The sequence below is a fragment of the Bernardetia sp. ABR2-2B genome, assembly GCF_037126435.1.
Lineage (GTDB): Bacteria > Bacteroidota > Bacteroidia > Cytophagales > Bernardetiaceae > Bernardetia.
Window position 1 is genome coordinate 2,204,001 of the sequence record NZ_CP147020.1, and the last position, 18,272, is coordinate 2,222,272.

Below are 18,272 nucleotides of genomic sequence, written 5' to 3' on the forward strand. Positions count from 1 at the left end.
TTTTTAGATTTAACTATTTATTAGCTAATCAATTTTGATTAAGGGAATAATACACCACGATAATCATTAGTATTAATCAATGATAATTTTGCATTATATTTTGCATTGATAGATTTAATAAATTCATTTCCAGCAAGTGCATAACCACGCTGAGTAAGATGAATTCCATCTAGACTAAATGCACCACCTGTTACGAAAGTAGGACTATATGTAACACCTTGATAAGAAAAGCCAGATATTACTTTACCAAAGAAGTCGTTAATATCTACATACGCATATTTTGAACCTGCTGCATCTTGGATAACACCATTATAAGCATCAATAGCTGCATTTACTTTTGCTTGTTCATCTACATCTAATACAAGACTTTCAGGAAGAACTGGAAGAGCTTGAAACTCTGGACTAGCAGTATAAGAAAGCACTGTAAGAAGAATTAAATCATCTGGAGTAGCCGAACGTAACCCTGTTGGATTAGTAGCACTAGGTGCACCTTGAATAACAAATGGATTTGCTCCTTCTGAAACTGATGGCAATGTAGCAAATATTGTCTCCAATTGAGCTTGTACATTTTCCTCAATAGTAGCTTGTATCTCTGGAGATTGCATACGTGTATCTACCTCTGCTTGTATTCCTGCTTGTACCAGTGGGCTTTGCATTTGTTCATCAATATTAGCTTCTATTTGCGCCTTTACCTCATCTGTTTCTAACTGATTTTGCACTTCAGCTTCTATTCCAGCTTGTGCTTCTGGTGTTTGAATCTGTGTATCTAGTTGAGCTTCAATAGCTGCCTGTCCATCAGAACTTGCAATAAAAGCATCTGCTGCAGCTTCTGCTGCAGTTTGTGAAGCACCTGCATCTAAGGCATTTTGTATAGCCTGTGCTCTAACAGCTGCTGTTACTTGAGGTCTTATTTGTGCACGTAAACCTCTAGTTACTCTAGCTCTAACAGTATCTGTTACAACTGCTGTTACACCTGGTCTTACTTGGTTTTCACGTACAAACTCTGTAACTCCTGCTGTTACCTGTTCTCTAACAACTGCTGTAACTCCTGCCACTACCTGTGGTCTAGCTCCAGCTTCTACTGTTGCACGAAGACCAGCATTAAGAGCTGCTGCTTGTGCAGCATCAATAACAAAAGCATTGTACGCTGCTGTTGTGAAATAAGGAGCAGCTAAGATATTAGGAATATTAGCAATTGCACCACCACTAGCACCATCCATACCAACCATGATTTTATCAAAGTCAGCTCTAAACTCTTCTACTGGAGTAATTTCATCTCCTCCTTGGTCGCCACCCGAAGTAGCATAACCTAAAACATCATTATTTCCAATCCAAAGAGTAAAAAAAGTAGGGTTTTGAGCTGCTGCCTCTCCTACTACTGTAGCTCCAGGGTTAGATGCAAAACGAGCATAAAATGGGTTTCCTTGTGATGAACCATAACCTACTTGAGTTAGGTTTTTTACTCTAGCACCTGGTACGCCTAAGTTTTGATAAGGTCCTCCACTAGCAATCGATGCAAATGCACTAGGGTCTGCAGCTACAGGAACAGGAGTAGGAGCACCATTGATTAATTGCAGTTGTAAATACCCACTACCATTACCTGTTGGCATTAGAGGAGTTGAGAAACCTGTTGCTCCACCTGTTTCTTGCATACTCTTCGCCATCATTTCAGGGTAAGAATTGATTTGTGCTTCACGATATACTCCACCATCTGCAAAACCTGCTGTGAGTGAGTTTCCTAAAGCTACATAGGTTGTAAAGTCTGCACTACCACTTACTGGGGTTTCGACTTCAATTTCTGGCTGACAAGCAAAAAGCCCCATAGTAGCGAGCATTGCTACACCTGTCCGGCGTGAGAAAAATTTTTTGTATAATTTCATAATGAATATATGCTAAATTATTGTGTGTTTTGAAATAATAAATAAATTAACAGCACTATAACTATTACGAATTAAAAATTACGACTTTGAATATAACCTGTTTTATTTGATAATCCATCAAAACGTATTTAATTCAATGTTATTTATAAACTGAATGATTTTTTTAAGTTATCTATGATTTTTCTGATAATTGACTTTAATCATTAATAACTAATCACTATTATTTTTTATTCAGCAGCCTTTGTAGAACCACCAAATTTGTAAGAAAGACCAAAGCCAAATATATTTGCACCTGCTTCGAAAGTTCCATCAATTCCCCCTGAGTTTGGTGCAGCTACATTTTCACGTTCTGCTTTATCTACTAATAGATAATGAACATCAATTGTGAAACGTTCTCCAACAGTATAGCCTAACCCTAGAGTATAACCAATTGTGTTTGCATCAGGAGTTTCTGGAGTTATATATCCATCATCTACTGCAGTTTGGTCGTAATAAATACCACCACGAAGAGCTAATGACTCGGTAGCCATATATTCTGCACCTAATTTGAATACAGAAGAGTTTTTGTAATTACGTTCTGAAACTGTTTCTGAGTTGCCTAATACAGGTGCATTATACTCAAATTTTAATTCTTCATAAGCTGACCAGCCTGTCATACTCCATTCTAAAGCAAGTTGTAGTTTGTCTGTTGGTTTTATACCTGCTCCTATTGAAAATACAGAAGGCAAAGGAAGAGTAGAGTTAAATTTATCTGCCTGAAATTGAGTTTGAACTAAGCTAGGAACAATAAAAGTGGCTTCACCATCTTCTACTGTCAAATCTACTTTAGAACGATAGTTTATACCTAAAGAGAACTTTTCACTTGCTTCATAATAAGCTCCAACATTGAAACCTACTGCAGGTGTTGCGCTTCCTTCTAGTGAAGCATAAGGTTTGCTTCCAGCTGGAGCTGCACTTCCATCTTTGGCGTTTACCAAGCTTCCATCTTGCCCTTCTAAAGGAGCACTACGTTGAAGAAAAACCGAACCAAATGCAATATCAAGACCAGCACCAATGCCGAACTTTTCAGAAACTTGATAACTTACTGTTGGTTGAACAACAAAAGCAGCTAAACTAAGTTCATTTAAAGAAAAACGTCCCTGCCACTCATCTCCCCAAGTTACTGTCGAACCAAAAGGAGTAACAACGCCTAAGCCTACATTAAGTTTTTCGTTTACACTATAAATACCATATAAGAAAAAAGGTGTACCAAGAGGAGAATCTGTTTCTGCTCTATATGTACTATTTGGAGCTGCATATTGAACGTTAGAACTTACAAAGTTTGCTCCCAACATAATAGAACTATTCTGCTCCATTGCCATTGCACCTGGGTTAAAGAAAAGGCTTGGCGCACCAGAACGAAATCCGACAGCACAGTTACCCATTGCCGTTACTCGGCTACCTTGCAAGACAACTTGATAACCACTTGCCATAGCATTTGAGCTTGAAAGAAGTACACCTGCACTTAGCAGACCTGCTCCAATGATGCCAGTGGTGGCTTTTTTGAGAAATTTTTTCATAAAATTATCACTGTTTGTGTGTGAATAAATAATTAATGATGTATTTGATTAATAAAACAAAAGAATAATTTTTCGGAAGTTTAAAAAAACAGCCTAAATACTTTTTACATTTTCAGTAGAAAGTAGTCTATTTTATTGTTAAAAGAATAAATTATCTTGCTTATTTTTACTGAAAAGGTATAAAAAATTCGGCTAACATACTAATTAACGAAATAAATTTGAGTATTATTTTTTTAATATGAATGATTTTAACACTAAAGTAACAAGATGAGAAGCTAGATATAGTACCCCCTCCTTAATTGAATTTCAAAAACAGGTATTTGTCAGCACAGCTTAAAGGTATCAGACAGATAGGTTACAAGTTTCGAAAAGTATTCTTGAGAAGTTGTTTAAGAATAGGTTTTGTACGTTTATTTGTTGGTGTCGCTACGCTAAAACACCAACAAAGGCTGGGTTATTTTTCCATAAAATTGGGTTTGTAAGTCCAATTCTATGGAAAAATTTACATTCTTAAACAACTTTTTGATTAAGTATTAAAGGTTAGAAAACTAAATTAAAAAATAGAGTTGTGAGATTAACTCACTATTTTTTTGATAAAATTGGGAAGACAAAAGGCAGCTTTATGAATTTCTTGATTGTAGTAAAATAAATCATCATAAAAACTAAGAGAAGATTTTTGAGAAGATTCTTTATTTTCTTCTGTATTTTTTGTGAAAATTTCTTGATTTTTACTCGCACATGCAAATCCCCACATTCCAGTTGGAAGAGAAGCCACCGAACTCAAATAAGGTAGAACAGTTTTGTTATCTTGATTGAATGAAAACACACTTTTTAAGGAACTAATAATACTTACAAAACGCTCTTGATGCCAACGAGGCGCATCACATTGAGTAGCTAAAATGCCATTATCACCTAATAAATCATATAACTTTTTGAAGAAAAATGTATCTAAAACAGGCTCTTGAATCGTATCAGCTGCATCTACAATTATTATATCAAAAGACTGTTTTTTATCCTCTTCAGAATAACTATTTAGGAATTGATTTGCCTCTGCAAAAACGAGTTCTAACTTTGGATTTTCTAATGCACTAGCAAGACCTTCAAAATGAGCTTGAGCAGCCTCTGTAACCGTTTTGTCTTGCTCAATCATTACTACTTTTTCTACAAAATCATAACGCAAGACTTCTCTTGCCGTTCCTCCATCTCCTCCTCCAATAATCAAAACTTTAATTCCTGTTTTTTTAGGTTCTGAATTAGTAATAGAATGGAAATTATCGTAAAAAGTAAAAGCAGGGTGAACAAGCATTTCGTGATATGCTGCTTCATCTTTTTGCGTAGCCACTACCAAACCATCTAAAACTAAAGCTTTCCCAAAAGCAAACGTATCAAAAACTTCTACTTTCTGAAACTGACTTTGTTTTTTGAATAATGAATTGCCTTTATGTTTGAGTGATAAAGCAAGATTTTCATCTCGCTCTGTAAACCAAATTTCTTTACTTATTTTACTTACTTCTTGATTTTTTTCTTGAAAAACAGGTTTTTCATTTTCAGTTATAGATTTACGATTTTGAAGAAGTGAAGAAGGTTTGTAGTCATTTTTTTTCAACAGTTCTAATTGTCCTCTTCGCATTTCTATGGTTGAACCATGACTTGCTTCAAGAGATTCTTTCAAAACAGTATAGCATTTCCAAGGGTCTGTACTTTCGCCACAAGTAAACAAATCAATAGAAGCAAAACCCCATTCTGGCCACGTATGAATAGCTAAATGACTTTCCTCAATTACTACCACACCTGAAACTCCATACGGCGAAAAATGATGAAAGGTAAGATTTATGATGGTTGCTCCTGCTTCTTGTGCTGCATTTTGCATAGCATTTTGTACGTGCGTAACATCATCTAAAAGTGCAGGTTTGCAATCGTAAAGTTCTACAATGACATGTCTTCCTAGTGCGTTCAAAGGCTTTTTTGATTTTTGTTTCTGTCGTTGGTAAGGACACCAACAACAGCTAGTTTTTTTACTTTAAGACAAATATAATTAATCAAATCTGATTTTATGAAAAAATAAATTCGACTGAATCATTAAAATTTTTCTCAAATACTGCTTTATCAAAAGGCTTTTCTTTTCCTTTTTCCAATCGTTGTATGAAGTCTTTACGAGGAATCATATCAGCACCAAACCTAGCCAAATGCTCTGTAAAAACCTGACAATCAATCATTTCAAAACCGTAATGCAATAGGTTTTTTATCAAAACTACAAAACCAACTTTTGAAGCATTATTTTCTAAAGCAAACATAGATTCTCCAAAAAAACAAGTTCCTACAATTTCTCCGTATAAACCTCCTACAAGCTTATCGTCTCTCCAAACTTCTATCGAATGAGCAAAACCTTCATAATGAAGATTTATAAAAGCCTGTTGCATTTCAGTAGTAATCCAAGTTCCGTGTTGATTAGGGCGATTATTCATCTTACAGTGCTGTATTACCCTCTCAAAAGCTGTATTTATAGTAACTCTAAATTCTCTTTTTCTTAAAATAGGTCTAAGACTTTTGGAGAACTTGAAGTTTTGGGGCAAGATAACAAACCGTGGATTAGGCGACCACCATAAAATAGGACTATAGTCCGAATACCAAGGAAAAATTCCATTATTATATGCTTTTTTAATTCGCTCTTCTGATAAATCTCCACCTACTGCCAAAAGTCCGTCCTCATCAGAATATTGAACAGGAGGAAAATCTAGTGTATTAGGATTAAGACGATAAGCCATAGAAAATATAAATTTAAAAAGAAAATAAGGTGTTGTTTTGTAAATGTAAATAACAAATTATTAGTGAGCAATTTAGTTTCACCGAACTATCTGTTTTATGATTTATGATATATCACTACGTCCTTGGGTTTGCCTTGGGTTTGCCTTGGGTTTGGAAAATACTTTTTGAAAGCAAATTTGTATTTAAACCCTAAGAGTCTTGAATACACTTAGGGTTTAAAACAACTTATGAAACAAATGCTTCAAATATATTTTCTAATACTTTTGCTGGGTCGCTGTCTAATCCAGAGTAGGTTTTGGAGCTTTGAATGATTGTACTTCTACTGGCTGTAAGCCAACCAAAACGCTCAGATAATTCTAACTGACCTATTTTCCCACTTGAAGAATTTCCTTCACAAACTAGTTTCCATGCTTTCAAATAATCATTCAATAACTCAAATTCTACTTCACAGGAAAATGCCTTTAGTTTGGTCTTACTAATGTTATATTTGATATCTAAGAATTTTTTTCGTTTACAAAAAACGATGACACCGACATTGAAGAATTCTTCTCGTTCTACTTTTGGAACAATTCTGATAATGGCGTATTTGAATGTAAATTTATCTTGCATATCTTGCTTCAGTAGCTTCTTTGACTAATAAATCAATATTGTTAAGTTTGGTTGTTATAAATTCGATGTAGGCTTCTCTCATTTCTTGAGGATTTAGACTAATAGATTCACTTGTTAGCCAGTCTTCTGGAATGGAATTTACAATATCAATAATTCTCTCTTGACTTAAAGCTTGTTTGATTTCTAAAGCAACCTCAGTTAGTTTTTTGGCTTTTTTTAGAAGAACATGGTCTTTGATAAGAGGGAATGTTCTGGTCAAGTGATTTCTCCAATTTTCCCAATTATGATGAAAATAAAAACTTGCTCCATTATCAATTATCCATAACTCATTATTCCAATGCAATAAATTAGTATTTTTGTCTGTTCGGTCAATATTAGTGATAATACTATCTAGTAAAACTACTTTAGAGGCAATCATCTCATCTACATCATTGACAAGTGGGTCGTAGGTAATGGCAGAAGATAAAAACTGTAAGCCCAAATTAAGCCCAACACTAAACTTTAATAAATCTTGAATTTCTTCATCGGGTTGAGTCTTGCTAAAGGATTCGTCAAGATTCATAAAAACTAATTCAGGAACTTTCAAACCTATTGCTCGTGCAAGTTCGCCTCCAATAAACTCAGCAATTAGAGCCATTTTTCCTTGCCCAGCTCCTCTAAACTTTAGGACATACAAAAAATCATCATCGCCTTTAACAATAGCAGGAAGAGAACCTCCTTCTCGTAAAGGTTGTAAATATTGAATAACCTCTAGGGTTCGAATGTCTGTTTTTTTCATGCTTACAAAATTAATCAAAATATAAGTCGTTTTGCAATTATTTTGAAAGTTTACTCTACTCTGCTTTTTATGTATTTAGCACGAGACCTTTTCACAAAAAAACAACTCTCAAAATTATAAATAATTTTGAGAGTTGTTTTATATAAAATCTTTTTTTGAAGATTAGATTACTTACGGATTCCTAATTCTTTGATGATAGCACGGTAACGCAATACATCAGTTTTGATAAGGTAATCTAATAAGCTACGACGCTTACCTACCAATTTCAAAAGCCCCAAACGACCTGCGTGGTCTTTTTTGTGTTCTTTCAAGTGTTCTGTAAGGTAGTTGATACGGTGTGTAAAAAGAGCGATTTGAGATTCTGCTGAACCTGTATCTTTTTTACTTTTTTGAAGACTATTTTTTTCAAAAATTTCTTCTTTTGCTGCTGGGGGTAAATATGCAACTCTTGCCATTTCTTATTTTATTTTGTGTACAAACTGTACGTTTTGATTAAATGCTAAGGTCAATTCTTTATCACACCATTCAGTCTTAGATTTATAGTTTGTGATTCAAAAACAAAGTTTTTCATTCATTTTTGACTAAATCCAACCTCGGCAATCATCTTTATAGATAACTGAATGGAGCGCAAAAGTACGACGTTTTTTTGAGAATTGCAATTTAATTAATATAAGGCTATCACGGTTTGTTACAGGTAATTCAGACATCCCGTATGAATATAAAAAAAACAACCGTGATAACATTTAATAATCTATATCTATTATTTCTTCTCCAGATTCTTCTTCAGGATTTAGTTTGAAAATAATGGGTAGAGTCATTCTTACTTTTACTATTCTTCCATTGTGGTAACCTGCTTTCCACTGTGGAGATTGTTGTAGTACTCTTACAGCTTCTTCATCACATTCTTTGTTTAAAGATTTCACAACTTCCACATTGGTTATATTCCCTTTTTTATCTACAATAAATTCTAGAGAAACACTTCCTTCTATTCCTTTTTTACGAGCCGATTCTGGGTAAACCAGACTATCAGAAACATATTCATAAAATTTACTCATTCCTCCCTTAAATTCAGGTGGAACATCCAAAAGTGTTACTTCGTGTCTCTTTTTAGAAGTATCTTGTAAAATAAGATTATTTTCTATTTGAAAACTCTCATTATAATTACCGATTCTAGGAGTAGAAAAAACAAATCCTGTACTTATAAAAAGTATTACCAAGACAAAACTGCTATATATTAATTTCATTTTTTTTTTAGTTTAATTTTCACGAATGATAAAATTAGTTATCCTTTTTTCTTCTTTTGAGCCTTTTTATATTTCTTGACTTCTTTTGGGTCTAATTTAAAAACAATTGGAATATTCATTCTTACTTTCACTTTTCTCCCTCTTTGTTCGGCAGGAGTCCACTGATTAGATTCTTCTAAAAGACGGATAGCTTCGGCATCACAGTCTGGAGAAAGTGATTTTCCAATACTTGTTTCAGTAATGTTTCCCTCTTTATCCACTACAAAAACAACAAATACTCGTCCCTCAAGTTCGCTTTCAAGAGCAGATTCAGGATATTTCAAGTTCTTTCTTACATATTTATAAAAAGCATCCATTCCTCCTTTATAATGAGCAGGTTTTTCTACTATTGTAAAAATGGATTCTTGTTCTGAAGCCTTGTCTAAAGTAAAAACAATAGGAATATTCATTCTTACTTTTACATTTTTTCCTCTTTGCTTTCCTGCAATCCATTTTGGAGAATTTTGGATTACTCGTAATGCTTCTGCATCAAGTTCTTTATCAACAGACTTCACTACTTTGGCATCAACAATACTTCCATCTTTATCAACTACAAACTGTATAAATACTTTTCCTGTAATATTTTTTTCTTTTGCATTTGGTGGATAGGTAAGGTTTTCAGAAATATATTTATAAAACTCATTCATTCCTCCCTCGTAGGTTGGAGACTCTTCGACAATAGTAAAAACTCGTTCTATCTCTTCTTCTTTAGAAGTATCTTGTAAAATAAAATTAGTTTGAGATTCATTATTTTTCTCAAAATCAATACTTGAAGAAGTAGAAAAAACAAATCCTGTGCTTATAAAAAAAGCAAGGAACAAAACAGAAGCACAAATAAAATTAGATTTCATATATTTTTACTTTAAAATGTTATATCTGACAAAGATAAGCATAAAATAAAAAAGTCAGAAAATTCAAATTTGAATCTTCTGACCTTCTTTAATTTCAGTTCACCTTCTAAAGAATATGCTACATTTTTATAATTTATAAGCGAGAGCCAACATCAAACCCAAGCTTTTCTTTCTGAATCTATCATTATCAAAAGCAAACTTGTCATCAGTTGTATATTCTGAAAACAGAAAACTAGCTCCTGCACAAAGAGCAATTTTATCGCTTATATCATAATGAGCATAAATTTCAGAGTTCAGACTTCCAATATCATAATCTCCTGTCAAGAGTAAATTGAAATTAGTAACCGAAGCATTTGAAGTAGTAGGTGGAATATTTTCACTGTACGAATAGAAAACACTTTCTTGGTCTTTGCCAAAACTAAAACCAATCGCATCAATATTAAAACCTACACTAAATTTTTTAGAAAATTGATACATCAAAAAGATAGAAGCGTTCAAAGAATTAGTTTGTGCATTAGGTAAAAATAAAGTATCTAGCTTTTCTTCATTTTGAGGAGTAAGAAAATTACCTTCCGAAACATCAGCAGGAGCAGTTACATAATCCACTTTTTTACCAAAATAGGAAGTAAGATGCGCTCCATAACCAATAAAAAATCGTTTTTTGAAAGCTACTGGATGCAGACGAGAATACGCAAAAGCAGATGAAAAGCCATCTTGATAAACTCCTAGCGAAAGGTTAAAATCAGAATAAATCTGATTTGTATTGACAGTTTCTGTTTCATCTTGTGAATAGCTATCATTAGCCAAAGAGAAAAAGAAAATCACAGAAGTAATGAAACTATAAAAAAATACTTTGTTCATAAAAGAGATTTCTAAATTGTAAAATGAATGAAATAGTTATGAATTATCTTTTCCTTTTTTTTATCTGTGTAGCTAAAATTGAGTTTCTTTATTTCAATCATTGCCAAGGTCAAAACAAATGGTTTAGTAAAAAGTGTCTTTTAATACAAATACAATTTTACTACACTACCTTTTTTTTACCGTTTTTTCTATATCAAGAATGCTAATCAAAGGAGTAAAAAGCCTTTATGAATAAAGAAAAACATTCTACTAAACTAATGAAAATAAGAATGTTTTGCTACTCTCTCGGTTACTTCTATTTTTTTAATCAAAAAAAAGCCACAAAACGATTACTCATTGTGTGGCTCTTCTACCGAAGCTATTAAAGTTTAGCTAGGACGATTCTCTAATTGAGGGAATAATATATCCTCAATATTAATCGTGTCATCGCAAATTTGACCTCCTCCTCTCATAATAAGATAGAATTTGATTAACTATAATACTTGGTATAGTAAACCTTGCCTACGTGTTTTCCGATGTGAAGGGTGGGTAGGAGATTCCCTTTCGTTTATATTTTTTACCGAAGCTACTAAAGTTTAGCTAGGACGGTTTTCTAATTGAGGGAATAATATATCTTCTATATTAATAATATCAGTTTCTGCGCCTGCCATTCTATTTTTCATAGTCATTATAATTTAATTAATCATAGTTTTTGGTATGATAAACCTTGCCTACGTGTTTTTCGATGTGAAGGGTGGGTAGGAGATTCCCTTTTGTTTATGTTTTTCTATCGAAGCTATTAAAGTTTAGCTGGGACGATTCTCTAGTTGAGGGAATAAAATATCCACAATATTTTGTTGACCATCATCAACATACCGAACTGATTTCATAATAATCTAAAATTTAATTAACTATAATACTTGGTATAGTAGACCTTGCCTACGTGTTTTTCGATGTGAAGGGTGGGTAGGAGATTCCCTTTCGTTTATATTTTTTATCGAAGCTATTAAAGTTTAGCTGGGACGATTCTCTAGTTGAGGGAATAAAATATCTTCTATATTTATAGTCTCAATATCACTAGGAGGTTGCATTCTATTTTTCATAGTCATTATAATTTAATTAATCATAGTTTTTGGTATGATAAACCTTGCCTACGTGTTTTTCGATGTGAAGGGTGGGTAGGAGATTCCCTTATTTCTTTATATGCTATTTGCTAATTTCTTTGTATTCAGTTAGATGTTTTTCTAATAATTTATCAAGCGTTTGATTTCCTTCTAATATAGAATACAAATACAAATCTTTGTATTCTCCATTGATGAAAACTCTATCTCTTATATGCCCTTCTCTTTCGAAACCAAATTTTTCTAAAAGACTTATTGTAGATTTATTTTCAGGCATTGTCTTGGCACTTATAGTGTGCAAATTCATTGTTTCGAAGCCAAACTTGAGAAGAGCCAAAAAACCCTCAATTGCTAATCCTGTACGCCAATATCTCTCAAAGAGTACTCCGTCTATTTCAGCTCTATGGTTCGTAACATCTACTGCATTGAAAGTACATATTCCAATTAGCTCATCACTTCCTTTTAGAGTGGCAACCCAAGGCATTGCCCATTTTTTCTTATAGAAATGATGCAACTTATCGATATATTTAACGGCATTTTCCAACGTATTTTCCTTCTTGTATCCAAGAAATCTTTTTACTTTCTCAGAAGATTGAAGCTCAAAAACTTTGTCTTGGTCTTCTAATCTTATTTCTCTAAGAATCATATTTCGTGTTTCAAGAGGAATGACTTTTTCAAATACTTTATGGTTTATCATTTTGGCTTGATAGTTTAATTCTTGTTGTTGATTACTTTCTCGTTACGAAACTTAAAGTAAAGAACGAACTATTTTGGTTGCTTTCGTTGATACAATTAACGGTATTTCACAAGAAAAAAGCTAAAAAATGGTGTGGACAAAGTGTGGACAGAATGAAAGAGTAGCATTTTTTTCGCTAAAAATATAATAAAAAGACTATTTTTTATGAAAAATAAAAGATTCAAGGAGGGCGTTCTCGAAAACCTAGCGAAAAAAAGAGTTTTATTTCATAAAATATAAAAAAAGCAATTCTGTAGTTTTAGCTACCGAATTGCTTTAGATTTTGAGTAAAAAAGAGTTTGACTGACTAATTTTCCTTATCTATTGCCTCTATTTTTTTATTCAATCTTGACTTGGCTTTGTGTACACTTCTAGGGTTTATATTTAGTAAGGTAGCTATTTCTTTGACAGACATATTGAGATGATAATAGGCAGACAAACGAATTTCATTTTTGGTAAGTGTTGGATATTTCTCGTTTAGTTCTTTAAAAAAGTTAGGATGTACTTCTTCAAAATGAATTTTGAAATTATTCCAGTCGCTATCTAATTGAATATCATTATTGATGACTGATTTTATTTCTTTTATTCCATCTTTATTTTGTGTACTAGAGTTTTTATAAGACAAACCTCGTATTTGCTTTTGGAGATTCGTCAGCATTTCATTTTTTTGATAGAGATAAAGCGAGTTGGCTGTTAGTTCTCTTTGATTGGCTTCTAGTTTGGCTTGTAAATCGGCTTTCTGTTTTGCTTCTTCTTCTATTTTTTGCTCTAACTCTGTTTTTTGACTGGCTTCTGATTTTATTTTGTTCTGTAAATCTATTTCTTTATTTACTGCCGTTGCCATATCAGCAATGATATGTTCGTTTTCTAATTCTATATATCTATTACGAGCCAGTATTTCTCCATTTTCTTTTTCCAATATTTCTGCTTGAAGTTGTTTTTCTTTTAGTTCGTCTTTTAGAAGGTTTATACGAGCTACCAAAGCAATAGCAAAAGAGAGCGTTTGCGAGAGAAGTGTAAGGTGTGGTAATAATTGTATAGATGAGGAGCTTGATTTGTATACGAGTAAATAAAGTGCAATAGACATTATACCCAATAAAGGTAGTGTATTGGCAATCAAGAAATAACGAGCTGGTTTGTAGCCATTTTTATAGGACATTATACCAACACTAAAAATCATCAAAATTATTATGCTGAAAAATAGATTAGAAATTAAAGCTAATGAATAGTATATATTCAATGATTTGAAAGAAGCTATAATTATAGCAAATAAGCTAAATAAAGATAAGAAGTAAGTAAGATATTTGAGTATAGTGTCCCAATATGGAAAATAAATATCTAGTTGTAAATAACTACGAGTGAATTGTATATAACCAAATAAAATCATCCAAATAAAACCAAAATTTAGAATATCTCTAGTCGTATAAGCATACAGCACTCCATTTGAATTTATTCCTATGTTATAAAAATTAAAAGGAAGTACAAAATTGAATACATCAGAAAATGCTGAAATATATAAAATAGCTCCTAGTAAAATTATTAGATAATACAAATAAGTATTATCTCTAAAAACAAAATAAATATATAAATTATAAATAAAGAAAAGTAACATAGCAATAGTAACTACCAACCAAGAAACTACTATAAACTGTTCCTTATTTTCATAGGCTTCTTTTGCATATATATAAATAGACAAGTAGATTGGATACTCTTGCTCGTTAAGTTCGTTTACCTTTGATTTGACATAAAACGTATTTATTTTATTAGGGTGTAGATAAACAGAAAAAATTCCTTCTATTCGTTTAAAATCAGTTATGGCAAGCCCTGCTTGAGTAGTTTTCCATTTTTCATCATCAAAATCATAATAATATAGAAGATTATTTATTTTTGGTGTTAAGCTAAAATAGTATTCTTTGCCATAAGCTGAGTTGTTTTGTATAGAAAATCTAAACCAACAGTATTCTTCAGTTTCAAATTTATAAGATTTAGGGTTTTCTTGAAACTCAAGTGTAGAATCATTCAAGATTTGTTCAAAAGTATAATTCTTATCCATCAAAATCTCAAAATCCTCTATTTTTTGTACTGGTTTATCTTCTAGTACATACGTATTTTGAGCAAATAAAAATGATGCTTTCAATACAAATAATAAGCTCAAAAAATAATTAAGTTTCATAGCCTATGATTTTTATGCTAGAGAAATAAAAAGCCTTTATGAATAAAGAAAAATATTCTACTAAACTAATGAAAATAAGAATGTTTTGCTACTCTCTTGGTTACTTCTATTTTTTTAATCAAAAAAAAGCCACAAAATGAGTAATCATTGTGTGGCTCTCCTGTCGTAACTAAAAGTTTAGCTAGGACGGTTTTCTAATTGAGGCATTAATATATCTTCAATATTAATAACACCTGTATCATCTGCTTCACCACTTGGAAGTCTCATAGGTTTGTATATTTTGATAATCATAATGATTGGTATGATTTACCGTACTTACACTTTTTCATAGTTGAGGGCTAGTAAGAAATTCCCTTATTATTGTTCTAGTTTTGCTAACTAAGCTCAAACTAGCTAGGACGGTTTTCTAATTGAGGCATTAATATATCTTCAATATTAATAATACCTGTACCATCTGCTCCACCACTTGGAAGTTTCATAGGTTTTTATATTTTGATAATCATAATGATTGGTATGATTTACCGTACTTACACTTTTTCATAGTTGAGGGGTAGTAAGAAATTCCTTTTTGATTTTTCTAATTTTGCTAACTAAGCTCAAACTAGCTAGGACGGTTTTCTAATTGAGGCATTAATATATCTTCAATATTAATAATACCTGTACCATCTGCTCCACCACTTGGAAGTCTCATAGGTTTGTATATTTTGATAATCATAATGATTGGTATGATAAACCTTGCTTACTTATTTTTCACAGTTGAGGGCTAGTAAGAAATTCCCTTATTAAAATTAACTGACCTCTTCATATACAGTCAAATATTTTTCTATTAGCTTATCAATCGTTTGATTTCCCTTTATTAAAGAATATATATACATATCTCTATATTGACCATTAATAAACATTCTATCTTTAAAATGTCCTTCTCTCTGAAAACCAAATTTTTCTAACAGACTGACTGTAGATTTATTTTCAGGATATACTTTTGCACTTACAGAGTGTAACTTCATTGTCTCAAAACCAAAGCGAAGTAGTGCCAAAAAGCCTTCAACACCTAGTCTTGTTCGCCAAAGTTCAGGTAGAAGTTCGCCATCTATTTCAGCTCTATGATTTTTTATATCAATAGGATTAAAACTACATATCCCCACTAATTCATCAGTTCCTTTTTTTGTTGCTGCCCAAGGAATTGCCCATTTTTTTTTGTAAAAATTTTGGAGCATTTCAATATATCTACTAGCATCTTCAAGAGAGTTTACATTTTGACGATAAATAAATCTATTTACAGCTTTACTAGAATGAAGCTCTAAGACTCTTTCTTTATCTGATAATTTAAGTTCTCTAAGTATTAGGTTTGGTGTTTCAAGAACCATAAATTTTTCAAATACTTTTTGGTTGATTTGGTGTATCATATTGAACTTGAGAATTAATTATTTGTATTAAAATGCTTTACTAACTTTAGAAGAAGCTAAGTAGAAGCAACTATTTTTTTTGCTGTTGCTTTCGCTGATTCCTTTGATACAAGTAACGAGATGAACACAAAAAAAGCTAAAAAAAGGACTGGACAGCATATGGACAGCACGAAAAAAAGTGTCTTTTTGGTTTAAAAATATAATTAAATTTATTTTTTATATAAAAATAACATTATTTTTGAAAAATTTATATAAGAACAGACAACTAAATTTCGAACTCTTGTTTTTTTATTAGACATCAAAAAAAGCAATACCATAACTTTCATTATAGTATTGCCTTTAATTTTGAGTGTAAAAAAGAATTTGACGGATTAATTTTCCTTATCTATTGCTTCCATTTTTTTATTTAATCTAGACCTAGATTTATGCACACTTGAAGGATTGATATTGAGTAGAGTTGCTATTTCTTTAGCTGTCATATTGAGATGATAATAGGCAGAAAGACGAATCTCATATTTAGTAAGTGTCGGATATTTTTCATTCAATTCCTTAAAAAAATTAGGATGTACTTCTTCAAAATGAACTTTAAAATTATCCCAATCACTCTCTAATCGAAGGTCATTTTTGATAGTTGATTTTATTTCTCTGATTCCTTCTCTGTTTTGAGTGGTGGTGTCTTTATAGGATAAATTTCCGATTTGCTTTTGCAGATTTGTTAGCATTTCATTTTTTTGATAGAGATAAAGTGAGTTGGCTGTAAGTTCTCTTTGATTGGCTTCTAGTTTTGCTTGTAAATCGGCTTTTTGTTTTGCTTCTTGTTCTATTCTCTTTTCTAACTCTTCTTTCTGATTTATTTCGACTTTCATTTTTTCTTCTAACTCGGCTTTGTTGTTTACTGCTGTTATCATATCAGTCATAATATATTCGTTTTCTAATTCTATATATTTATTACGAGCTAATATTTCTTCATTTTCGGCTTCTAGTTTTTGTGATTCTAGTTGTTTTTCTTTGAGTTGGTCTTTTATAAGATTGACACGAGCTACTAAAGCCACAGCAAAGGCTAAAGTTTGAGAAAGAATGGCAATATTAGGAGCAAGACTTGGTATAAGATAAACTTTCACACCTATTCCATTGACAATTTCGTACAAGAAAAAATAAATAACTAACGCTACTGTAATTAGTAAAGGAAATGCGTTAGCTATCAAAAAGTATTTGGCTGGTTTATAACCTTTTATTGCTGAGAGTATGCCTACACAAAGAATAGATAGGATAACAATACCAATAAGCAAATTCTCTAAAAACAATAAATAGATATTGTAATAATTAGCACCTAATATCAGACCTATAAGTAGGAAAGAATAGCAGACACATATCCACAATAAATAAGTCAATATTTTATTCCAAAGAGGCAGGTAAGTAGCAAGTTTTAAATACAAACAAGTAAATTTTGTAATCCCCATCAATATTAAAATGAGACCAATTCGTATCACAACAGCATTACTATCAAAGAAAAAAAATGAGCCATTTGACATTACTTCTATACTCAACCACTTGATAGGAAGAAAAATATTAGTATGATTACGGACACTTGTTATGTATATCAAACTACCTATAAGTATAATCAAATAGTATAAATATACTCGGTCTTTAAAAATAAAAAAAAGATAGGTGTTATATAAAAAGAAGAATACCAAAACAGAACAAGTAGAAATCCATAAAATAAGCATAAACTGTTCTTTTTCAGTAAAAACGTGTTTTTTTTCTAAAGAAAGAGTTATAGGAACAGGATAAGGTTGTTTTGATAAATATTCTACATTTACCTTTGTAAAAAAAGTAGTTATACTATTGGCACGAAATAGACAGGGAAATACATTAGGTTGTCTTTGATAATCTGCTACTTTTAGTCCAGTAGTAGTTTGTGTCCAAGTATTATTTTCAAAATCAAAAGTATATAAAGTATTTTCAATAGTAGGAAATACACTCAAGTACATTTGCTTAGAATATGGAGAGTTATTTTTTATACTACAACGAACCCAATAATAGTCGCTTTCTTTTGTCTTTTGAAAATCTACTTCTTCAGGATTTTTGATAAATACCAAAGAAGTGTCTGTCAGAATTTGTTCAAACGTATAATTCTTATCAGGCAGAATCTCAAAGTTTTGTGTTCTTTCAAAGTCTTTATTTTTCAAAAGAAGAGGATTTTGAGCAAACAAAAGTGATATGTTTAGCACAAATAACAAAGTCAGAACGTAGTTTAGTTTCATAACCTA

Annotated in this window: 14 protein-coding genes; all 14 read right to left on the reverse strand. The window is 31.9% G+C overall.

What is annotated here, in order from left to right; genetic code table 11:
* Positions 1-38: 38 nt before the first annotated feature.
* On the reverse strand, positions 39-1,880 hold the full coding sequence (locus tag WAF17_RS09215) for an SGNH/GDSL hydrolase family protein (RefSeq protein WP_338769131.1): 1,842 nt from the start codon (positions 1,878-1,880) through the stop codon (positions 39-41).
* Positions 1,881-2,107: 227 nt separating this feature from the next.
* On the reverse strand, positions 2,108-3,439 hold the full coding sequence (locus WAF17_RS09220; RefSeq protein WP_338769134.1) for an outer membrane protein transport protein: 1,332 nt from the start codon (positions 3,437-3,439) through the stop codon (positions 2,108-2,110).
* Positions 3,440-4,013: 574 nt separating this feature from the next.
* The gene (speD, locus tag WAF17_RS09225) at positions 4,014-5,396 is read right to left on the reverse strand and encodes an adenosylmethionine decarboxylase (protein WP_338769136.1); all 1,383 of its coding nucleotides are present in this window, start codon (positions 5,394-5,396) and stop codon (positions 4,014-4,016) included.
* 94 nt (positions 5,397-5,490) lie between these two features.
* Positions 5,491-6,204 (reverse strand): leucyl/phenylalanyl-tRNA--protein transferase, encoded by a 714-nt coding sequence (gene aat / locus WAF17_RS09230; protein WP_338769139.1) that lies wholly within the window; start codon positions 6,202-6,204, stop codon positions 5,491-5,493.
* 226 nt (positions 6,205-6,430) lie between these two features.
* The gene (locus tag WAF17_RS09235) at positions 6,431-6,814 is read right to left on the reverse strand and encodes a DUF3037 domain-containing protein (RefSeq protein ID WP_338769142.1); all 384 of its coding nucleotides are present in this window, start codon (positions 6,812-6,814) and stop codon (positions 6,431-6,433) included.
* Complete coding sequence (locus tag WAF17_RS09240; protein WP_338769144.1) at positions 6,804-7,592, reverse strand: HipA family kinase; 789 nt, start codon at positions 7,590-7,592, stop codon at positions 6,804-6,806. Before WAF17_RS09240 ends, WAF17_RS09235 begins: the two co-directional genes overlap by 11 nt.
* Positions 7,593-7,759: 167 nt before the next feature.
* Positions 7,760-8,047, reverse strand: a complete 288-nt coding sequence (gene rpsO, locus WAF17_RS09245) for a 30S ribosomal protein S15 (protein WP_338769146.1) — start codon at positions 8,045-8,047, stop codon at positions 7,760-7,762.
* Between the two features lie 288 nt (positions 8,048-8,335).
* Positions 8,336-8,836: an energy transducer TonB gene (locus WAF17_RS09250; protein WP_338769148.1), complete on the reverse strand. Its 501-nt coding sequence runs from the start codon at positions 8,834-8,836 to the stop codon at positions 8,336-8,338.
* Between the two features lie 38 nt (positions 8,837-8,874).
* Positions 8,875-9,726 carry an energy transducer TonB gene (locus WAF17_RS09255; RefSeq protein WP_338769151.1) on the reverse strand — a complete coding sequence of 284 codons (852 nt, stop codon included), beginning with the start codon at positions 9,724-9,726 and terminating at the stop codon, positions 8,875-8,877.
* Positions 9,727-9,852: 126 nt separating this feature from the next.
* Entirely contained in the window at positions 9,853-10,587 is a 735-nt protein-coding gene (locus WAF17_RS09260) for a hypothetical protein (RefSeq protein WP_338769153.1), read from the reverse strand.
* 1,185 nt (positions 10,588-11,772) lie between these two features.
* Positions 11,773-12,384, reverse strand: coding sequence for a GNAT family protein (locus WAF17_RS09265; RefSeq protein ID WP_338769156.1), 612 nt, complete (start codon positions 12,382-12,384; stop codon positions 11,773-11,775).
* Between the two features lie 346 nt (positions 12,385-12,730).
* Positions 12,731-14,596, reverse strand: coding sequence for a 7TM diverse intracellular signaling domain-containing protein (locus tag WAF17_RS09270; protein WP_338769158.1), 1,866 nt, complete (start codon positions 14,594-14,596; stop codon positions 12,731-12,733).
* Between the two features lie 788 nt (positions 14,597-15,384).
* A complete protein-coding gene (locus WAF17_RS09275; protein WP_338769160.1) occupies positions 15,385-16,002 on the reverse strand; it encodes a GNAT family protein in 618 nt (205 codons plus the stop codon).
* 371 nt (positions 16,003-16,373) lie between these two features.
* Positions 16,374-18,266 (reverse strand): 7TM diverse intracellular signaling domain-containing protein, encoded by a 1,893-nt coding sequence (locus WAF17_RS09280; RefSeq protein ID WP_338769162.1) that lies wholly within the window; start codon positions 18,264-18,266, stop codon positions 16,374-16,376.
* Positions 18,267-18,272: the final 6 nt, after the last annotated feature.